The following is an 18,598-nucleotide window of genomic DNA, read 5'->3' on the forward strand; positions in this document are numbered from 1 at the left end:
TTTTCAAGACGTTTTCCGGGCCTCAGAGACCGAACTGCCAGGGGGCCGCCTGATAGGCAAACGCCTCGCCCTGACGCAGCACCCGCCCCAGTGCCGGAAAGTCCAGATGTGCGCCCGTCACCAGCAGATTGTCTGCCGCTGCCCGGTCCAGCATCTGCCGCCGGGTCTGAACAGTTTGCGCCGGGTCGGTGTCAAAGGCGATGGTCCATTCCGGCAAAGCAAACTGCAAAGCGGTGCTGTGGATCAGGTCGCCCCAGAACAGCAGCCCCTCGCCGCCGGCATCCAGCATGAAGCCGGTATGCCCCGGCGTGTGGCCCGGCAGCTCCAACGCGGTGAAGCCGGGCACGGCCTCTGTTTCCCCCTGCAGCAGCTTCAGCCGGTCTGCATAAGGCGCAACCGAGCGGCGCGCCATTTCAAAGAAGCCGCGGCTGCTTTCCGGCACGCCCGCCAGAATGGCGTCATCATGCCAGAAGTCCCACTCCCGCTGCGCCGCCACCAGCTCGGCGTTCGCAAAGACGGCAGAGCCGTCCGCAGCAATCAGCCCGCCTGCGTGGTCGGGATGGATATGGGTCAGCAGCACCGTATCAATGGCCTCAGGTGCCACCCCGGCGGCCGCAAGCCCAGCGCCCAGCGCGCCAAGCCCCGGCCCCATCAGCTGCGCCGTGCCGGTGTCGATCAGCAGCGTCTGCCCGGCACGCTCGACCAGATAGCCATTGACCGGGATCTGCAGCGCATCGTTTTGCAGCCGGTGCAGTCCCTGTGCCAGCACCTGTTCGGCTTTGGCAGCTTCGTAGCCGTTGAACAGCTGCGTTCCCAAGGGCAGATGCCCGTCCAGCAGAACGGTGACCCTGGCATCCCCCAGAGTAAAGGAATGAAGTACGGGCGCAGCAGTGGCTGCCCCTTCTGCGGCAAATGCGCTGCCTGCGGTGCCCGCGGCAGCCGCTGCTGCCGGTGCGGCTGCCAGTCCGGTCAAAAACACCCTGCGATTGATTGTCATAAGAAACTCCGATATCCGATTGAGGAGAATTTTCCTGCATTCCGGAGATAACCCTGCGGTTCCGGTTCTTGCAGCCAAGCAGTTTCGATACCAGTTATCAGCAATGCTTATAGGATCGATATGGACAGGCTGACCCTCCTGGAAACCTTTGCAATCGCCCTGGATGAAGGCAGCCTGAACAAGGCAGCCCGGCGCCGCGGCATCACCCAATCCGCCGTCAGCCAGCAAATCAAGCAGCTGGAAGGCCTGATCGGCCAGCAGCTGCTGCACCGCAGCGCCAAGGGCATTCATGCCACCCGCGCCGGAGATCTGATCTACAGCCACGCTCAGTCCCTGCTCACGGGCTATAACCGCATGACTGCGGAACTGGACGCACTGGAAGGCAGCGTCTCCGGCACCTTCCGGATCAGCGTTAACTCCTTCCTGGGCCGCAGCGTGATCGGCCCGATGCTGGTCGGCATGGACCAAGAGCATCCTGACCTGAATATCGTGATGCGGCTGGAGGACCGGCTGGTCGATGTGGTGCGCGAGGGGTACGACCTGGCCATCCGCACCGGGCAACTGGGCGACACCGACGGGTTCGGGCGCAAGATCTCGGCGCTGGAAACCGTCATGTTTGCCACTCCAGAGTATCTTGACCGCGAAGGCCGTCCGCAATCCCCGGAGCAGCTGCAGCGGCTCAAGTTCATTCAGCACCACGAAGACCAGACCAAAGGTTTCTTCCCGCTCAGCCGCGGCGGGCAAGAGCACCTGGCCCCGGTGCAAGTGGGGTTCACCGCTGACGACCCCGATCTGATCATGCGCGCTGTCAGCAGCGGATCCGGATTTACCCGCGCGCCGCGCTTTATGATTGAAGAGCATTTGGCCTCAGGCGCATATGAACAGGTACTGCCTGACTACGAGGCACCGCTCAAAGACGTCTTTGCCGTCTACCCGTCGCGCCACACGCCCGACCGGCGCCGCGACCTGATTATCAAAAACACCACCTTGCGCCTGGAAGCCTTGCAGCGGTCCGCAAGGGCGGTTTCACCTGCCCGCCCTGCAATCACCGCTTGACCTCCCCCGCCCCATTTCCTAACCACAAGCCTATGGCGGGCCTGTAGCTCAACGGTTAGAGCAGAGCGCTCATAACGCTTTGGTTGCAGGTTCGAATCCTGCCGGGCCTACCATCCTGCCAATCAGTCATTTGCAATCTGCCGGGCATTACCCTGTCAAAGCAGCTGCACAGGCTTTTGCGTGCAAGACGGACTGTTTCATTAAACAGGCCTGCGCAGACAAGCCGGGACAGCGTGCTGCGGCCCCGGCGGAGCGCCCTGGCTCAATACCACCCAGCAACGGTCGCCGTGGTTCCAGCGGCCTCAACTCCGACAGCGGAGAAACCGATGGTTTCGCCCGCTTCCACGGCATAGGTGATGACAGTGCCGGCCTCGTCGCGCAGCACCAGATCACCCGAAGTCAGTACCCGCAGCACCCGGGGCCGGACCGGCAGGTCCACTCCGTTCTGGGGCGTAATTGCCAAGTGATGGGTAACGGGGCTTTCCAGCCCGCGGCGGTAATGTGCAAATGGATCAATCTGCGGCATTTGGGGACTCCCAGCAGTGTTTCGTTCCGGAGCAAGCTGCCCGGGATCCAGGTGATACCTGCAAAGAAAGAAAATTGGGAAAAGCAGGCGTGCGCCCATTGCAGCGGCGGCGCAACGGGCCCGCCTGCGGAACCGCGCACCAGGGCCGCTTAGCGGGCAATTACGATATCCGCCTTCAAACCGCCCAGCTTAAGGCTCTCGCCCAGGCGCAGAGTGCCGCCATGGGCCCGCGCCGTGTCGGCCACAATCGCCAGCCCCAGCCCGACCCCGGAGCCCCGGTTCTGGTTGCGCGCCGGATCCAGCCGGGTAAACGGGCGGACCGCATCCCCGCGCTGTTCAGCCGGGATGCCCGGGCCGTCGTCCTCGACCCGGATCCGCATCGAACGGTCGGTCAGCGCCACCGAGACCCGCGCCTGCGACCCATAGCGCACGGCATTGGATATCAGATTCTCCACCGCCCGCCGCATCGGCTGGCGCCGCAGCATCACCTCGCCCTCACCGGACATTTCGCCAAGCACCACCTGTCTTTCCTGGCGCTGCCAGTCGGCGGCGATGGTGCGGATCAGTTTTTGCGGATCTACCAGTTCCGGTTCGCTGACCGCTGCACCGCGGGAGAAATCAAGAAAGGCATCCAGCAACGCCTGCATCTCATCGACGTCGCGCAGCATTGGCGCGGCCTCCTCCTCATCCAGCAGCGCCAGTTCCAGCTTCATGCGTGTCAGCGGCGTGCGCAAATCATGGCTCACGCCAGACAGCATGAGGGTGCGCTGTTCGATCTGGCGCTCGATCCGTGCCCGCATATCAAGAAAGGCACTGCCCGCAGCCCGGACCTCCAGGGCGCCGGACGGGGAATACGGCACCGCCCGCCCGCGTCCGAACGCCTCGGCAGCATTGGCCAAACGCTTGATCGGACGCAGCTGGTTGCGCATGTAGAGAAAGGAGATCAGCATCATCAGAAAGCCGAACAGCGCCATGGTAACGATCAGCTGATGCGGAGCGGCAGCGGTCAGGCGGCGGCGGTCAAAGCTCAGCACCATCGGTCCGTGCACCGTCTCGAAATAGATATGCACTGTGCTGTCAGCAGGGAATCGGACAGCCAGGAATGCCGGAAGCGATTCCTCCAGCTGCCTCCCCACAACCCGGCCGGAGAATTCGTCGAAGGTGAACTCGTTGTGCGGCGGCGGAGCATCCGGCGCCAGAAACCGGGCCTGCATCTTCAGCGGCTGAAGCAGCGGAGCAACCTGAGACAGTGCCGCTTCCTGGTTTGGCTCCCCAGCCATGACCTGCTGCAGCATCACCACCTCCCGCAGGATCGTCCCGGTCATCTGCACGGTGACGTCCTCGAGGTCGCGCTTGATGAACACAACCGAAACCACGATCTGCAGCGCCACGATCGGCAACACCAGGATAAGCGCGGCCCGGGCATAGAGGCTGCGCGGCATATATCGTTTGAGCCATTTGAAGAACATGAGCTAAACCTATCGGGCGCTTGGAAAAGAGGAAAGATGCTCCGGGTGCAAACCGGCCAGGAAAACAGACGAGGGGCAAGACCAATGCAGGCACCAGATGATTTCAACCCGGCCCCCGGGAACGCTGAGGAACTGGAACCCGGCCTGCGCCGCATTCTGGCGCCGAATCCCCTGCCGATGACCTACCGCGGCACCAATACCTATTTGCTGGGCGGCCGCAGTCTGGCGGTGATCGATCCCGGTCCGGATTCGCAAGCACATCTCGCAGCGATCCTGGCGGCAGTGCAGCCCGGCCAGAGGATCAGCCATATCATCGTGACACACAGCCACTTGGACCATTCCCCGCTGGCCCCTGCCCTGAGCCAGGCCACCGGCGCACCCGTTTTTGCTTTCGGCGGGCCGGAGGCCGGGCGCAGCGCAGTGATGGCACAGCTGGCTGCAGACGGGCTGGCCGGCGGCGGCGAGGGAATCGACACAGGTTTCGCGCCGGACATTGCCGTTGGGGACGGTGAAATCATCCAAGGCGACGATTGGGCCTTGGAAGTGATCCACACTCCCGGGCATTTGGGCAACCACATTGCACTTGCTTGGGGTGACGCCTGTTTCACCGCCGACCACGTCATGGGCTGGGCCAGTTCGCTGGTGTCTCCGCCGGATGGCGACCTGACCGATTTCATGGCGTCCTGCCGCCGCCTGCGGGCGCGTGAATGGCGCGTCTTCCACCCTGGTCATGGTGCGCCTGTGACAGATCCTGCCGGGCGGCTCGACTGGCTGATTGCGCACCGGGAATCGCGCGAGGCCGCGATTCTGCAGGCGTTGGCGAAAACGCCTGCAACCGCCCGCGCGCTGGCAGTGGAGATCTATACCGATACTCCGTCTGCGCTGATGAAAGCTGCAGAGCGCAATGTCTTTGCTCATCTGGTGGACCTCACCGCCCGCGCTCTGGCAGCGCCGCAAGGTCCGCTGTCCGCTACGGCTGTCTTTGAGCTTCAGAGCCGCTGAATTTTTTCAAAAAACTTTCCCCGCCCCTCTGGACGCCTGTTGCGGGGGGCGCTATACGGCACAGACCGTTCCGGCGTAGCTCAGCGGTAGAGCAGTTGACTGTTAATCAATTGGTCGTAGGTTCGATCCCTACCGCCGGAGCCATTTCCAAGCAAATGAAAACACAGGGCTTTTGCCGCCGTGCGCATGGATGTGCTTTAATGCCTTCCGCTGACTGCCCGGCGGGTTTCCCTGGCAGTTTCCGCGGGTTTCTCAGCAGCTAGGACCGTACAAAACTCGCCCTGTCCGGACCGCTGCCAAACGGCGGAGTTGGACCTTGGACCGCTCTGTTCCGCACTGCATTTTACCGCTTCAAAAAAATCACGGGGAAAGCGAATTTTTCTCTGGACGCCGCAGATTGGACCTTCTATACGACGCCTCACATTCCGGCGTAGCTCAGCGGTAGAGCAGTTGACTGTTAATCAATTGGTCGTAGGTTCGATCCCTACCGCCGGAGCCAACCTCCCTCTTAAGAGGTTGGAAGAAAACGACAAAGCGCTCCACAATGGGGCGCTTTTGTTTTTTACCCTGCCTATTCAAACGCCGCTGCCCGCCCGCGCTCTGCTCCCTTTCAACGCGTCCTTTCCCTTCGCTTTCAGGCCGCTTACCCAAAGACCCGCTTCAGTCCAGCCTGCACCCGCAAAAGGTCTTCGAGGTAGTCTGACACCACCGAAGCCGCCCCCGGCTGCAAGGCGGCCAAGCCGATGTTCAGCGCTGCCACGGTGTCGCCGCGCTGGTTGAGAATGGGCACCGATAGAGAACGCAGGCCAAGCTCGACCTCCTGGTCGACCAGGGCATATCCTTGCAGCCGGACATGGTCGAGTTCCTGCATCAGTTCAGAGACCCCTGTCAGACTGTTCGGCGTCCGCGGCGACAGGTCGGACTGTTCGATGATCTTCCTCGCTCCATCCCTGGGCAAGGCTGCCAGCAGCACCCGACCCATCGAGGTACAAAAGGCCGGCAGCCGTGAGCCCGGCATCAGCCCGATCGACATCACCCGCCGCTGCGCGGCGCGGGCCACGTACAGGATTTCGGTCCCTTCCAGGATTGCCACCGAACAGGATTGGCCTACCCGTTCGGAAAGCTGGTCCAGCCAGGGCTGCACAATCTGCGGCAGCGGCATGGAGGCCAGCGCAGCAACGCCCAGCCGCAGGATGCGCGGCGTCAGCGAGAAGAATTTGCCATCGTAATCGGCATATCCCAGCTCAGCCAAAGTCAGCAGGCAGCGCCGGGCAGTGGCCCGGTCCAGTCCGGTTTCCTGCGCGACGTCAGTAATGCTGAGTCGCGGCTTTTCCGCGTGAAACGCTTCAATCACCCGCAGCCCCTTGGCCAAAGACGCGACGAAGTCTGTTGATTTGTTCATCATGTGAACATCTTTGTGTGCAAATTGAACAAAAATCAATATCCGAACAACATTCCTCGCCCGTCCGAATACGGCTGCCTACCTTCCTGCCATCACCCCTGCCCGCCCCGGGCAGCACAGGAACAGGAGAAACAATGGACAAGACAGTCGCCGCATTGGCGGAAGCAGTTGCGCCCATCCAGGATGGCGCAACGGTAATGATCGGAGGGTTTGGAGGGTCAGGTGCGCCGATAGAGCTGATCCACGCATTGATCGACAAAGGGCCCAAGGACCTCACCGTGATCAACAACAACGCAGGCAACGGCCATGTCGGCATTGCCGCGATGATCGAACAGGGCATGGTGCGGAAGATGATCTGCTCCTTCCCGCGCTCCGCCGACCCCAAGGTGTTCACAGATCTCTATCTGGCGGGCGGAATTGAACTGGAGCTGGTGCCCCAGGGCACCCTAGCCGAACGCATCCGCGCGGGCGGCGCCGGCATCCCGGCGTTTTACACGCCAACCAGCTTTGGCACCGATCTGGCCAAGGGCAAGCCGGTGGCGGAATTCGACGGCCGCCAATATGTGCAGGAACGCTGGCTGAAAGCGGATTTTGCCCTGATCAAAGGCGAGCTGGGCGACCCGATGGGCAACCTCACTTACCGGATGGCGGCGCGCAACTTCAATCCGCTGATGGCGACGGCGGCGAAGCATACGATTGCCCAGGTCTCGCGCATCGTGCCGCCGGGCGGCATCGACCCGGAACAGGTGGTCACCCCCGGCATCTTTGTAAACAGCGTCACTGAGGCGGCCATTCCGCAGCAGGAAGAGATCCTCAACCGGCAGGAGGCCGTCTACCCATGAGCGCAGCCATCAACGACATCAAGCTTTCCAACGCGCAGATTGCCTGGCGCGCGGCGCAGGACATCGAGGACGGCGCCTATGTGAATCTCGGCATCGGCTTCCCCGAGATGGTGGCCAAGTTCCAGCCTGCCGGGCGGGAAGCCGTCTTTCACACCGAGAACGGCGTGCTCGGCTTTGGAGAGGCGCCGGAGGCAGGCGAAGAAGACTGGGACCTGATCAACGCGGGCAAGAAGGCGATCACGCTGAAGCCGGGTTCGACGTTCTTTCACCACGCGGACAGCTTTGCCATGGTGCGCGGCGGCCATCTGGATGTGGCCATCCTTGGCGCCTATCAGGTGGCGCAGAACGGCGATCTGGCGAATTGGTCCACCGGCAAAGGCGGGGTGCCTGCGGTCGGCGGCGCCATGGACCTGGTGCATGGCGCCAAGCGGGTGGCTGTGATCACCGATCACATCACCAAAAAGGGTGAGCCTAAGCTGATGGCCGCCTGCACCATGCCGCTCACCGGTGTGGGCTGCGTGACCCGGGTCTATACTTCGCTGGCTGTGATCGACATCGAAGACGGCCGCTTTGTCCTGCGCGAGAAACTTCCGGCGATCTATTTTGACGATCTGCAGGCAGTGACCGGTGCCGAACTCAAGGTCGACGGAACTGTCCGCGACTTGATTGTTCCCGCACTGTAACAGGAGGCTGATGATGCAAGAGGTTTACATCTGCGACTACATCCGCACCCCCATCGGCCGCTTTGGCGGCACGCTGGCCCAAGTGCGGGCCGACGATTTGGGCGCGGTGCCGCTGAAAGCCCTGATAGCCAAACATGATATCGATTGGGCCCAGGTGGACGAGGTGATCTTTGGCTGCGCCAACCAGGCCGGCGAGGACAACCGCAACGTCGCCCGCATGTCGGCGCTGCTGGCGGGGCTCCCTGACAGCGTGCCCGGCACCACCATGAACCGGCTCTGCGGCTCGGGCATGGATGCGGTGATCACTGCGGCCCGTGCCATCAAGGCCGGCGAGGCGGATCTGGTGATTGCCGGCGGCGTCGAGAGCATGACCCGCGCGCCATTTGTGATGCCCAAAGCCGGAGCGGCCTTCTCGCGTGCCAATGAGGTGCATGACACCACCATTGGCTGGCGCTTCATCAACCCGCTGATGAAGGCGCAATACGGCGTCGACTCAATGCCGGAAACCGCCGAGAACGTAGCCGAAGAATTCGGCATCAGCCGTGCCGATCAGGACGCCTTTGCCCTGCGCTCGCAGCAGAAGGCGGGGGCGGCACAGGCCAGCGGGCGCCTCGCACAGGAGATCACCCCGGTGGTTATACCCCAGCGCAAAGGCGAACCAGTCACCGTTGAGGCAGACGAGCACCCCCGCCCCGGCACCACGCTGGAAGCCCTCGCTAAACTGCGCGCTCCATTCCGCGAGGGCGGCAGTGTGACGGCGGGCAATGCCTCGGGTGTGAACGACGGCGCCGCGGCGCTGATCCTGGCCTCGGAAGCGGCGGTCAAGGCGCACGGGCTCACCCCTATCGCCAGGGTACTGGGCGGCGCGGCAGCTGGCGTTGCGCCCCGGATCATGGGATTTGGCCCAGCACCCGCCTCGAAGAAACTGATGCAGCGGCTGGGGCTGACCCACGCGGCTTTCGACGTGATCGAGCTGAATGAGGCCTTCGCCAGCCAGGGCCTTGCCACCCTGCGCGCCTTGGGCATTACGGACGGCGATCCGCGGGTGAACCCCAACGGCGGCGCCATTGCGCTTGGCCACCCGCTGGGCATGTCCGGAGCCCGCATCACCGGCACCGCCGCGCTGGAGCTGTCCCTGAATGGCGCCAAGCGTTCCCTCAGCACCATGTGCATCGGCGTCGGCCAGGGCATTGCCATCGCGCTGGAACGGGTGTGACCCGGCTCTGAAACAGTCCCGCGCGTCCCAAGGCCCTGCCGGTTTCCGGCGGGGCCTTTCTGCTGTTCAAGCACAAGCCGTTAGAAACAAAGGCATATAACCAAAGGCACAAGCTGCCGGTCCCAACATTCAATCGACTGACCGCAGCCCCTCATTCATAGGTAGCCTGGGAAACGGCCGGTCTCGGCGCACCGCATCTGCGTGGCGGCGTGCAGGACAGGCCAACTCCGGGCGCAGGGCTATCCACCGGCGTCCGGAGCTTAACACAGGGTCCGGAGGGGCTGTCAGATGGCAGCCAAATCCGCGGCAGAAGGCTCGTAAGGAGACAAATATGTTCTTGATTGGTCTGGAGGAGCACTTCGCGACCCCCGAGATGCAAGAGCTGAACGGCATCAAGTTTGCCAAAGGCTATCCCCGGTTCGATATCAACGATGTTGGCGCGGGCCGGATTGCCCATATGGATGAGGCCGGAATCGACATGCAAGTGCTGTCGGCGCTGACCCCCGGCGCCCAGAACCTGCCCGGCGAGGAAGGCATCGCCTTTGCCCGCAAGATCAACGATTGGCTGGCGAAAGAGGTAATCCCTGCCTACCCGGACCGGTTCCGCGCCTTCTCGGTGCTGCCGCTGGCCTCGCCTGAGGCCTCAGCTGATGAACTGGAGCGCACTGTGCGCGACTACGGCTTCCTCGGCACCATGGTCTATGGCTTCACCAACGGAAAGTTCCTGGACGACCCGATGTATGCACCGCTGCTGGAACGGGCCGAAGCCCTGGGCGTGCCGATCTACATCCACCCGAACTTTGCCACCGATGCGGCCAAGGACCTTTACTACAACGACCTGGACGACCAATGGGTTAGCAACATCCTCAGCGGGCCGGGCTATGGCTGGCACCAGGAAGTGGCCATCTGCTCGCTGCGCCTGGTCTGCCGCGGGATCTTTGACAAATACCCGAACCTGCAAATCATCATCGGCCATATGGGCGAGGCGATCCCCTTCTACTACTACCGCTTCGGCGACGACCTGACCGCGATCACCAAGGGCAAGCTGCAGAAACCTGTCCAGCAGTACTTCAACGATAATTTCTGGATCACAACCAGTGCCTTCTTCTCCGATGACCTGCTGCGCCTGGCGCTGTCGGTGATGGGCGAGGACCGGGTGATGTTCTCGGTCGACTATCCCTTTGTCAGCAACAAGCTGGGGGCCGACTGGTTCCACGCCGTGGATCTGCCCGCGGCCACCAAAGAGAAGATCGCCCACAAAAACGCCGAGAAGCTGCTGAAAATCGGCCCCTTCTAGCCGCCGGATCTCATCCCGGCCCTGCCGGTTGGCCCATCTGCCCCGTGCCCCGGGCGCAGAACCAATCGGTGCATCTAAACGACAGCCGCTACCCAGGGAGGATAGGAAGATGGCGACAACAGACCAAACGGTCACCAAATACAGCAAGACAGCGCGGATGCTGCACTGGCTGATGGCAGCAGGCTTTCTCTTCATGTGGGTCTGCGGCTACTCGATGGTGGAACTTGTCGAAGAAGACAGCCCGCTGCAGGAGACCCTGTTCGACCTGCACATCTGGACCGGCGTGACCATCGGCATGCTGCTGATCTGGCGCTTTGTGCTCTTGCTGACAGCACCGCGCCCAGCCGAGCCCGAAGGGCTGTCGCCGCTGGAGGCCAAAGGCTCCAAGATCGGCCATGCGCTGCTCTACATCCTGCCGGCCTTGGCAGTATTCATCGGCTGGGCCGAGACCGATTTCGGCGGCCACGGCGTAACCTGGTGGGGCGGCATTGAGATGCCCAAACTGTTCCCGACCATCGAAAGCGAAGTGCTCGAGAACCTACTGGCCACCTGGCACCTTTGGGTCGCCTACACGATGCTGGCGGTGGTTGTTGTCCACATCGCGGCCGTCATCAAACACCGCATGGAAGGGCATGACGTTCTGCCGCGGATGGGCATCGGCAAAGAGTCCGAAGCCGAATAACTGCAAAACTCCGGCGATGACCGCTTTAGGCCATCGCCTCCCCCAAAGCCTGCCAGCTGAAACCTTACCCGCCCTGCCCTCTGCCAGCGCCTGGCCCGCAACGGTCCATTGCCCCGGCCGCCAGCGCCCCGAACCAAGACCGCTTCGAGAACCCGAAACACCCGACACGCGCGGACTGACCCTCCGGCCACGCGGCCAATGCCCCGTGTGCGCGAACCAACCAGATATGGGCATAGCCCCATGAAATCAGGAGAAAACCCATGAACAACATGACGATTAATGGCGTCAACAGCCAGACTTTCGTTTGCTCCAACATCCGGCGCTCGGAAGAGTTCTATACCAAGGCGCTGGGAATGAAGGTGCTGAAGCGCACCGTGCATCACAATGATGCCCATCTGCCGGTGGTCACCTTCGGCTTTGAGCAGTTCCCCGGCGAGCCCAAGCGCACCGAGACCGTGACCTATGTCGAGTGGAACCCGATCTTCTACATGATGCCGGAAAAGGGCTTTGTGGACCCGGACGCTACCAAGGACGGCGTTGCCAACCCGCGCGTCGGCGATCCCAAGGGCCGCTGGGGCGCGGGCACCAACCACCACCTGGCACTGCATGTGCCGAACCGCAACGGCCTTTTGAAGTGGAAGCGCCGCCTGACCGACATGGGCATCCACTGCACCGGCCCCTACAACCGCAACTATTTCCACGCGATCTATCTGCGCGACCCGGATGGCGCGATCATCGAAATCGCGACCTCCGAGCCGGGCTTCGGCCACGACGAGGCTGTGCTGGGCTCCAAGTTCTGCCCGCAGCCGGAGGAAAACCTGGTCGGCGGCCGCAGCGAGCTGGCGGTGGCCTCGGAAACCTGGCCGCATGATTGCAGCACCATCACCAGCGACTACGCAATGCGCGGCTTCCACCACATCACCTCGATCTCCAGCAACGCCGAACGGACCGAGAAATTCTTTGTCGAAACCGTTGGCCTGCACCTGATCAAGAAAACCGATTACCTGGATGAAAAGGGCGGCACCCACTACTATTACGCCTGCGATGACGATCTGTCGCCGGGCTCGGTGCTGACCTTCTTCGGCCTGCCCAACTATGCCAAGGGCCGCCTGGGCACCGGCCTCACCCACCACTTCACCCTGGAAGTGGAAAACGACGCCGCCCTGGCCGACCAGCGCGACCGTCTGATCAAAGCGGGCGTCGAGGTTTCCGGCATCCAGAACGCGGTCTATTCGCAGCAGTTCCACTTCCTGGACCCGGATGGGCATATCTGCGCCGTCTCCACGCCTTCGGACTTCACCATCGACGAAGATGCGGACTCGCTGGGCCAGTCGCTCTGCCTGTCGGAAGAGCATGAAGCGGACCGCACCGAAATCGAACGCGCCGCGGCGCTGCGGCCGGCGCCCACTCCCCGGCTGCCGGACTAAGCGCCAAGTGCGGACAGGCCGGCGGCGCACCCTCGACCGCCGGCCTGACATCTTGAATTTCCCAACCATTTCCAAAGGGCGAGGCACAGCATGGGCCACTTCATTTCCCTGCCGCAAGAAACAATCCTGTGGGGCGAGAACAGCCTGCCGGCATCTCTGAGCCGGTTTCCGGAATTCGGCATCTCCCGTCCGGTTGTCTTTACCGCCGATGTGCTCGAGGCGCTGGCACAGGAGCACGTGCTGCCGCATCTGGCCGAGCTGCATCTGGGCCTGGTCACCGACCTGCCCGCCCATGCGCCCGACACCGGCATCCGCGCGGCCCTGGAGGCGTGCAAACGGCTAGGCGCGGGCTCGATCATCGCGGTTGGCGGCGGCTCGGTGCTGGATGCGGCCAAGGCGGTCTCATACCTGCACTACCAGGAGACCGGGCGCTATCTGCCGATCGCTGCCCTGCCGACCACGGTTTCCGGTTCGGAATATTCCCATTACTTCGGCATCACCGAAACCGACGGCCCGCAGCTGTTCAAACGCAGCTATGCGGTGCGGGAGACAACGCCCAAGGTTGTCGCGCTGGACCCGGTGCTGCTGCGCACCGCACCGCGCGGGCTGCTGCTGTCCTCTGCCATCAAGGGCATCGACCATGCCGTCGAAGGCATGCGGAAGGTTGAGGCGGACCACCCGCACGCAATTATCGCCGCTGATGGCGTGAACCGGTTCCTGTCGGTGCTGGAACGCTGGCCTTCAGAACTCAGCACCCAGGACGCCCTGGCCCAGGGCCTTATTACGGACGGGGATCTGGTGCAACTGCAGCTGGGCGGCTGGTACTGCTATTTCACCCCCGCTTCGATGATCTATGGCCTCAGCCACCGCATCGGCCACATCCTGGGCGGCACATTCGAGCTGCCGCACAGCATGACGTCGTGCATCACGCTGGCGCCGGTGATCCGCGCCTGTGCGGACATGTACGGCGGGAAACTGAACGGGTTTGTGGCCGCCGATGCGCGCGGCAATGCTGCCGCAGCACTGGCGGACCGAATTGAACGAACGGTCCGCTCGTTAGGCCTGCCCAGCAGGATCAGCGCTTTCGGCCTGTCCGACGAAAAACTGCCGGAAGTTTCCCGCCTTCTGCGGGAAAGCTATCCCAACGAAGTCGCTGATTTGGGCGGGGATGCGGCGAGAAAACTGGACGATCTGCTCGAGGCCATCTGGTGATGCTCCGGGGCAAGGACCGCGCGCTGCCAGTCTCCGAAACCCTCGCCGGGCTCAAATGCGGGGAAATCAGTGCGTTGGATGCCGCCCGGGAGGCGCTGACCCGTGCCAAACGCTGCCGGATCGACATCAACGCATTCTCGGTGCTGGACAAGAAAGGCGCTCTGGCAGCTGCGGCAGAAAGCGAGCGCCGGTACAAAGACGGCACTCCTCGGCCCTTGGAAGGGGTGCCGGTGGCAGTCAAGGACATGATCGATACCGCAGGGTGCGAAACACGTTACGGCTCACAAGCCTTTGTCGGCAATGTTCCCATCCGAGATTCCGCCATCGTCCGTTCTCTGCGCGAGGCGGGTGCCGTCATCACAGGCAAGACCACGACTCATGAATTTGCCTGGGGCGTCACCACCGCCAGCGAGGCTTTCGGCGACACCCTCAACCCGCATGATAAGTCCCGGATCCCCGGCGGCTCCAGCGGCGGGATGGCCGCAGCCATCGCCTATGGAGCGGTGAGCGCGGGGCTGGGCACCGACACTGGCGGATCAGTCCGTATCCCGGCGGCTTTGTGCGGCACCGTGGGGTTCAAGCCGACGTATAACCGCCTGCCATCGCAAGGGATTTTTCCGCTGGCAAAGTCACTGGACCACCCAGGGATCCTTGGCGCCGCGATGGAGGACGTGATTGCGCTATCCGCCGTCTTTGGCCTGGAGGCGCAGCGCCCGCCGGAAAAACTGCGGATTGCCGCGCTACCCCATCTGCCGCCGGTCCCGGCAGATACGGCGACCGCCGCCGCCTTTAAAGCCTTCTGCCAGCAGCTGGAGCCGCTGGCCCGCATCACGCCTTTGCAAGATACGGAGATGTTCGAAGGCCTGTTCGATGCCTTTGCTGACACTGTGCTTGTCGAGGCCGGCACCGAGCACAGCGCCCTGCACGACCCGGAGTTCATCCGCGAGACCTATCAACCGGAGACCGCCTCGCGGATCGAACTGGCGCAGGCAAAATCCGTGTCCGACCTGACATCGGCCCGCAAACGGACCTGGCAATTCCAGTCCGATCTCGCGCGGTTGTTCGAAGAGTTTGACTTCCTGATTCTGCCCACCTGCCCCTGCACTGCCCCGCTGCGCGGCCAGGCAGAGCTGACTATCGGCGGCTGGAGCGGATCGGAGCGGCAGGTCCTGATGGCCTATACCGCCCCCTTCAATCTGGCCGGAACACCGGCTTTGTCCCTGCCAGTTCAGCATCTGACCGGCTCGGAACTTCCTGTTGGCGTTCAATTGGTTGCCGCGTCGGGCAATGATGAAATGCTGCTTGGGCTGGCCAGGCGCCTGGAAGGAATTCTGCAGCCTGCCGCCTGACACGCGTGGCGCGAGCCCGCTTGGCCCGAGGATTACATTTTTGAAAACAAAGAGGAAAACACTGGAACGCCGGGTCAGCCCCGGTAAGCCTAGAATGCAACTATCGCAATTTGCCCTTGGCAGGCATCAGACAGAAGGAGGCGAGGCGATTACTTGGTTATACCACCGGGCTGCCAATTCATTACCTTTCGCCGGCACCGCTCAGTAATCTGCGTCCTGAGAGGCAGGCTGCGAAGCGCGGGGAAGCAGCGCGGCAGAAACCGGCCCTCTCCCGGGACTTCCTGAAAACCCGTTCGTGCGGCGTCAGGTCCCGGCAGATCCCCGCGCAATGCGCGGAACTGTCCGGCTTGTGACATTGGGCCTGGCCGCCCTGAACCGGCGGCCACCCTCAGAAAACACTCAGCGGACGCATCAATTCACACCATCCCGCCGGGACACCCGGCCGGGACCGGACCGGTGCGTCCTGCCGTCAGGCGGAGCCTGCCGGCTGACATCAAAGGGAGTATGAAAATGAAGAGCCTTCTTTCGTCGTTCGCCGCCGTTGGCGCCATGATGATGGCCCCCGCCGTGGCAGCGGAGGAGATCACCATGAATGCGGTGACAATGACCCCGAAGACCCACAACCTGTCGCACGGGTTCAGGATCTTCATTGACGAGATCAACGCCAAGTTCGAGGGCGAGTTCCAGATCAACTGGCGCGGCGGCCCGGAGGTGATCCAGATGTTCGGCCAGGCCGACGCCGCCCGCAACGGCGCCATCGACATCGCCTTCACCGACCCCAGCTTTTATGCCGGGCTGGTTCCGGCGGCCAAGACCCGCTACTTCACCAATGCGGACTACGCCGGCGTGAATGCCGCAGGCTTCAACGAGAAGATGCAGGCGCTGCACGAGGGAAGCGGTCTGTTCTACCTGGGAGCGGTGCCCGCCTCGGAAATCAAGTTCCACTTCTACCTGCGCGAGCCAATCGAGACCCTGGAAGACCTGAAAGGCCGCCGCATCCGCTCCTTTCCCACCGTGCAGCCGATGGTCGAGGCTCTGGGTGCGGCACCGCTGGTGCTGCCGATCGGCGAAATCTACACCGCCATGGAGCGCGGCGCGATTGACGGGTTTGTCTTCGGCCCGGTGGGCTGGGGCGACCAGTTCAAGGGCGTGGTGAAGCAGGTTGTGACCCCGGGCTTCTATCAGGGCGGCTTCAACGCCGTGGTCAACCAGGACGCCTGGAATGAGCTGCCCGAGGAGCTGCAGGCCCGCATCGTCGACTTTGTCCGCAATGACCTGGCGCCGCGCATCGACGCCAGCTGGAGCGGTGTGATCAGCGACGCCTTCGGCGAGATGGAAGCGGCCGGCTATGCGCTCTATGACCTGCCGGAGGCCGAGCAGGAGAAATACCAGGGGCTGGCAATGGAATCCGCCTGGGAAACCATGGCCAAGTCCATTGACCCGGAAACCGCCGCCGAACTCCGCGAAATGCTGAACAAGTAACCGCAGCCCCTCACCGCTAAAGGGCCGGGCAGCAGCGCCCGGCCCTTTGTTCAAACGGGACAAGCCCCATGCCAGAACTATACGAACGAAGCAGCCGGCTGCTGAGCCGGATCAACCTGATATTGGCGGTCCTGGGGGCCTGCGTCCTGTCAGGGATTGCTCTCATCATCTTTTTCGAGGTCTTCTCGCGCACCTTCCTCGGTGTCTCCCGGCTGTGGGTGATCGAGGTTGCCGAATACGGGCTGGTCTACCTGACTTTCCTGGGCGCGCCGTACCTGCTGGAGAAGAACCAGCATGTCACCATCGACCTGATCTATGACGCGGTGCGCAGCGGGCCGAAACTGCTGCTGGCGGTGTTCAACAACACGGCTGGCGCCCTGCTGTGCCTGGCGCTGGCCTATGCAGGGCTGCAAGTGGTGCTGGACCAGGCCGCCACCGGTGTGCGCGAAGCCTCGGTCATGGCGCCGCAGAAATACTGGATCTCACTCATCTTTCCCGGCGTGATGCTGCTGATGGCTCTGCAGTTTGCCGGAAAACTCCTGCGGACAATCGTCCAGGCGAAAGGGGCCTGACATGGAATGGTATTGGGTTATCGCCCTGATCACCGGCGGCTTGCTCACCTTCATGATGCTGGGCCTTCCGGTCGCCTTCTCCTTCCTGCTGGTGAACCTCATCGGCGCCTACATGCTGTTCGGCGGCATGAGCGGGGTCGAGCAGCTGGTGGTGAACATCGTCGACTCCCTGTCGACCTTTACCCTGGTGCCGGTGGCGCTGTTCATGATCATGGGCGAGGCGATGTTCCAGTCGCGGATCGCCGTCGACCTGATGGACACCATAGACAAATGGTTCGGGAGGCTGCGCGGGCGCCTGGCCTTCATGGCAGTGGGCGGCGGCGTACTGTTCTCCACCCTGACCGGCAACTCCATGGGCTCGATTGCGCTCCTCGGATCCTCGCTGGTGCCGGAGATGGAGAAGCGCGGCTACAAGAAGCCCATGTCGCTGGGGCCGATCCTGGGCTCTGCCGGTCTTGCCATCATGATCCCGCCGAGCTCGCTGGCGGTGGTTCTGGGGGTGGTTGCCGAGCTTTCCATCGGCAAGATCCTGATCGCCATCATCCTGCCTGGGCTGCTGATGGCTGTGCTCTACACCGCCTATATCCTGATCCGCTGCACCATCGAGCCTGACGTCGCACCTTCCTTTGACGTGGAACCGGTGCCCTTGTCCGAAAAGCTTTCGGCCACTGCGGTCAACATCGTGCCGCTGGGTGTCATCATTTTCTCGGTCGTCGGCGTGATCTTCATGGGCATCGCTACTCCCAGCGAGGCCGCCGCAACAGGCGCGGTTGCCACTCTGCTCCTGGCCGCCGCCAAGCGCCGTCTGACCTGGGAAGCCTTCAGCAAGTCGATGTTCGGCAGCGCCAATATCTCGGTGATGCTGCTGATGATCGTCTCCGGCGCCGTCGCCTTCACCCAGATCCTGGCCTTCACCGGCGCTACCGAAGGCATGGTGCAGACCATCGTCAATCTGCCGATCAGCTCCGGCTCGGTTGTTCTGGTAATGATTGCCACCGTGGTGTTTCTCGGCATGTTCATGGGGCCGATCCCGATCATGCTGGTGACCCTGCCGATCTTCGTGCCGGTGGTGATCCAGTTCGGCTATAACCCGATCTGGTTTGCCGCCATGTACCTGGTGGCGATTGAGACCGGATCGACCTCGCCCCCGCTAGGCGGAGCGCTGTTTGTGATGAAAGCGGTCGCCCCCAAAGGCACCACGATGAATGACATCTACAAGGCTGCCACGCCCTTCATCATCTGCGACGTGCTGGCGATCGTCATCCTTTACCTGTTCCCGCAACTGGTGACCTGGCCGGTCAGCATCATGTCCTGACACCGGCTCCTGCGGCAGCCCTTCGGGGCTGCCTTCAAGACGTGTTTGCCATGCGGGTGCGGGACCGCC

At 62.8% G+C, this 18,598-nt stretch carries 17 protein-coding genes and 3 tRNA genes; 16 read left to right on the plus strand and 4 right to left on the minus strand.

Annotation, left to right across the window (positions count from 1 at the left end; all coding sequences use genetic code 11):
- Positions 1-22 precede the first annotated feature (22 nt).
- Positions 23-997, minus strand: a complete 975-nt coding sequence (locus RA20_RS07350) for an MBL fold metallo-hydrolase (RefSeq protein ID WP_039126160.1) — start codon at positions 995-997, stop codon at positions 23-25.
- A gap of 120 nt (positions 998-1,117) precedes the next feature.
- Between RA20_RS07350 and RA20_RS07355 the strand changes: the two genes are divergently transcribed.
- Both RA20_RS07355 and RA20_RS07360 read left to right on the plus strand, forming a co-directional pair.
- Positions 1,118-2,053, plus strand: coding sequence for a LysR family transcriptional regulator (locus RA20_RS07355; RefSeq protein WP_039126164.1), 936 nt, complete (start codon positions 1,118-1,120; stop codon positions 2,051-2,053).
- A gap of 37 nt (positions 2,054-2,090) precedes the next feature.
- A tRNA-Ile gene (locus RA20_RS07360) sits at positions 2,091-2,166 on the plus strand.
- Positions 2,167-2,315: 149 nt separating this feature from the next.
- On the opposite strand, the gene RA20_RS07365 is transcribed toward RA20_RS07360, so the two are convergent.
- Together RA20_RS07365 and RA20_RS07370 are read right to left on the minus strand one after the other, a co-directional pair.
- Entirely contained in the window at positions 2,316-2,579 is a 264-nt protein-coding gene (locus RA20_RS07365) for a spike base protein, RCAP_Rcc01079 family (RefSeq protein ID WP_039126167.1), read from the minus strand.
- 149 nt (positions 2,580-2,728) lie between these two features.
- Positions 2,729-4,048: an ATP-binding protein gene (locus RA20_RS07370; RefSeq protein ID WP_039126170.1), complete on the minus strand. Its 1,320-nt coding sequence runs from the start codon at positions 4,046-4,048 to the stop codon at positions 2,729-2,731.
- Between the two features lie 84 nt (positions 4,049-4,132).
- On the opposite strand from RA20_RS07370, the gene RA20_RS07375 reads away from it, so the two are divergent.
- From RA20_RS07375 to RA20_RS07385, 3 genes are all read left to right on the plus strand, one after another.
- On the plus strand, positions 4,133-5,050 hold the full coding sequence (locus RA20_RS07375; RefSeq protein WP_039126174.1) for an MBL fold metallo-hydrolase: 918 nt from the start codon (positions 4,133-4,135) through the stop codon (positions 5,048-5,050).
- A gap of 69 nt (positions 5,051-5,119) precedes the next feature.
- Positions 5,120-5,194 (plus strand) — tRNA-Asn (locus RA20_RS07380).
- A 280-nt stretch (positions 5,195-5,474) separates the two neighbouring features.
- Positions 5,475-5,549: transfer RNA gene (locus RA20_RS07385), tRNA-Asn, on the plus strand.
- A 144-nt stretch (positions 5,550-5,693) separates the two neighbouring features.
- Here RA20_RS07385 and RA20_RS07390 read toward each other — a convergent pair.
- Positions 5,694-6,455, minus strand: coding sequence for an IclR family transcriptional regulator domain-containing protein (locus tag RA20_RS07390; RefSeq protein WP_039126305.1), 762 nt, complete (start codon positions 6,453-6,455; stop codon positions 5,694-5,696).
- 131 nt (positions 6,456-6,586) lie between these two features.
- Here RA20_RS07390 and RA20_RS07395 point away from each other — a divergent pair, with 131 nt between their 5' ends.
- The 11 genes from RA20_RS07395 to RA20_RS07445 all read left to right on the plus strand — a co-directional run bounded on the left by RA20_RS07395 (position 6,587) and on the right by RA20_RS07445 (position 18,529).
- The gene (locus RA20_RS07395; RefSeq protein ID WP_039126177.1) at positions 6,587-7,294 is read left to right on the plus strand and encodes a 3-oxoacid CoA-transferase subunit A; all 708 of its coding nucleotides are present in this window, start codon (positions 6,587-6,589) and stop codon (positions 7,292-7,294) included.
- Positions 7,291-7,977, plus strand: a complete 687-nt coding sequence (locus RA20_RS07400) for a 3-oxoacid CoA-transferase subunit B (protein ID WP_039126180.1) — start codon at positions 7,291-7,293, stop codon at positions 7,975-7,977. Before RA20_RS07395 ends, RA20_RS07400 begins: the two co-directional genes overlap by 4 nt.
- A 13-nt stretch (positions 7,978-7,990) precedes the next feature.
- Entirely contained in the window at positions 7,991-9,193 is a 1,203-nt protein-coding gene (gene pcaF, locus RA20_RS07405; protein WP_039126308.1) for a 3-oxoadipyl-CoA thiolase, read from the plus strand.
- A gap of 331 nt (positions 9,194-9,524) precedes the next feature.
- Entirely contained in the window at positions 9,525-10,490 is a 966-nt protein-coding gene (locus RA20_RS07410; protein ID WP_052248875.1) for an amidohydrolase family protein, read from the plus strand.
- Positions 10,491-10,599: 109 nt separating this feature from the next.
- Positions 10,600-11,172 (plus strand): cytochrome b, encoded by a 573-nt coding sequence (locus RA20_RS07415; RefSeq protein WP_039126183.1) that lies wholly within the window; start codon positions 10,600-10,602, stop codon positions 11,170-11,172.
- A gap of 260 nt (positions 11,173-11,432) precedes the next feature.
- Entirely contained in the window at positions 11,433-12,599 is a 1,167-nt protein-coding gene (locus RA20_RS07420) for a VOC family protein (RefSeq protein ID WP_039126186.1), read from the plus strand.
- Between the two features lie 90 nt (positions 12,600-12,689).
- A complete protein-coding gene (locus tag RA20_RS07425) occupies positions 12,690-13,811 on the plus strand; it encodes an iron-containing alcohol dehydrogenase (RefSeq protein WP_039126191.1) in 1,122 nt (373 codons plus the stop codon).
- Positions 13,811-15,160, plus strand: a complete 1,350-nt coding sequence (locus tag RA20_RS07430) for an amidase (protein ID WP_052248876.1) — start codon at positions 13,811-13,813, stop codon at positions 15,158-15,160. Before RA20_RS07425 ends, RA20_RS07430 begins: the two co-directional genes overlap by 1 nt.
- 510 nt (positions 15,161-15,670) lie before the next feature.
- Positions 15,671-16,642 (plus strand): TRAP transporter substrate-binding protein DctP, encoded by a 972-nt coding sequence (gene dctP, locus RA20_RS07435; RefSeq protein WP_193748791.1) that lies wholly within the window; start codon positions 15,671-15,673, stop codon positions 16,640-16,642.
- A gap of 68 nt (positions 16,643-16,710) precedes the next feature.
- A complete protein-coding gene (locus RA20_RS07440) occupies positions 16,711-17,214 on the plus strand; it encodes a TRAP transporter small permease (RefSeq protein WP_039126196.1) in 504 nt (167 codons plus the stop codon).
- Between the two features lies 1 nt (position 17,215).
- Positions 17,216-18,529 (plus strand): TRAP transporter large permease, encoded by a 1,314-nt coding sequence (locus RA20_RS07445; RefSeq protein ID WP_039126198.1) that lies wholly within the window; start codon positions 17,216-17,218, stop codon positions 18,527-18,529.
- Positions 18,530-18,598: the final 69 nt, after the last annotated feature.

The sequence above is a fragment of the Leisingera sp. ANG-Vp genome (assembly GCF_000813725.1).
GTDB lineage: Bacteria > Pseudomonadota > Alphaproteobacteria > Rhodobacterales > Rhodobacteraceae > Leisingera.

Bases quoted from the DNA above. Each gene is read 5' to 3' on its own strand.
- RA20_RS07390 (WP_039126305.1), bottom strand. From the start codon at position 6,455: ATGATGAACAAATCAACAGACTTCGTCGCGTCTTTGGCCAAGGGGCTG.
- RA20_RS07445 (WP_039126198.1), top strand. From the start codon at position 17,216: ATGGAATGGTATTGGGTTATCGCCCTGATCACCGGCGGCTTGCTCACC.
- RA20_RS07430 (WP_052248876.1), top strand. From the start codon at position 13,811: ATGCTCCGGGGCAAGGACCGCGCGCTGCCAGTCTCCGAAACCCTCGCC.
- dctP (WP_193748791.1), top strand. From the start codon at position 15,671: ATGAAGAGCCTTCTTTCGTCGTTCGCCGCCGTTGGCGCCATGATGATG.
- RA20_RS07410 (WP_052248875.1), top strand. From the start codon at position 9,525: ATGTTCTTGATTGGTCTGGAGGAGCACTTCGCGACCCCCGAGATGCAA.
- RA20_RS07440 (WP_039126196.1), top strand. From the start codon at position 16,711: ATGCCAGAACTATACGAACGAAGCAGCCGGCTGCTGAGCCGGATCAAC.
- RA20_RS07400 (WP_039126180.1), top strand. From the start codon at position 7,291: ATGAGCGCAGCCATCAACGACATCAAGCTTTCCAACGCGCAGATTGCC.
- RA20_RS07425 (WP_039126191.1), top strand. From the start codon at position 12,690: ATGGGCCACTTCATTTCCCTGCCGCAAGAAACAATCCTGTGGGGCGAG.
- RA20_RS07370 (WP_039126170.1), bottom strand. From the start codon at position 4,048: ATGTTCTTCAAATGGCTCAAACGATATATGCCGCGCAGCCTCTATGCC.
- pcaF (WP_039126308.1), top strand. From the start codon at position 7,991: ATGCAAGAGGTTTACATCTGCGACTACATCCGCACCCCCATCGGCCGC.
- RA20_RS07420 (WP_039126186.1), top strand. From the start codon at position 11,433: ATGAACAACATGACGATTAATGGCGTCAACAGCCAGACTTTCGTTTGC.
- RA20_RS07350 (WP_039126160.1), bottom strand. From the start codon at position 997: ATGACAATCAATCGCAGGGTGTTTTTGACCGGACTGGCAGCCGCACCG.
- RA20_RS07415 (WP_039126183.1), top strand. From the start codon at position 10,600: ATGGCGACAACAGACCAAACGGTCACCAAATACAGCAAGACAGCGCGG.
- RA20_RS07375 (WP_039126174.1), top strand. From the start codon at position 4,133: ATGCAGGCACCAGATGATTTCAACCCGGCCCCCGGGAACGCTGAGGAA.
- RA20_RS07365 (WP_039126167.1), bottom strand. From the start codon at position 2,579: ATGCCGCAGATTGATCCATTTGCACATTACCGCCGCGGGCTGGAAAGC.
- RA20_RS07355 (WP_039126164.1), top strand. From the start codon at position 1,118: ATGGACAGGCTGACCCTCCTGGAAACCTTTGCAATCGCCCTGGATGAA.
- RA20_RS07395 (WP_039126177.1), top strand. From the start codon at position 6,587: ATGGACAAGACAGTCGCCGCATTGGCGGAAGCAGTTGCGCCCATCCAG.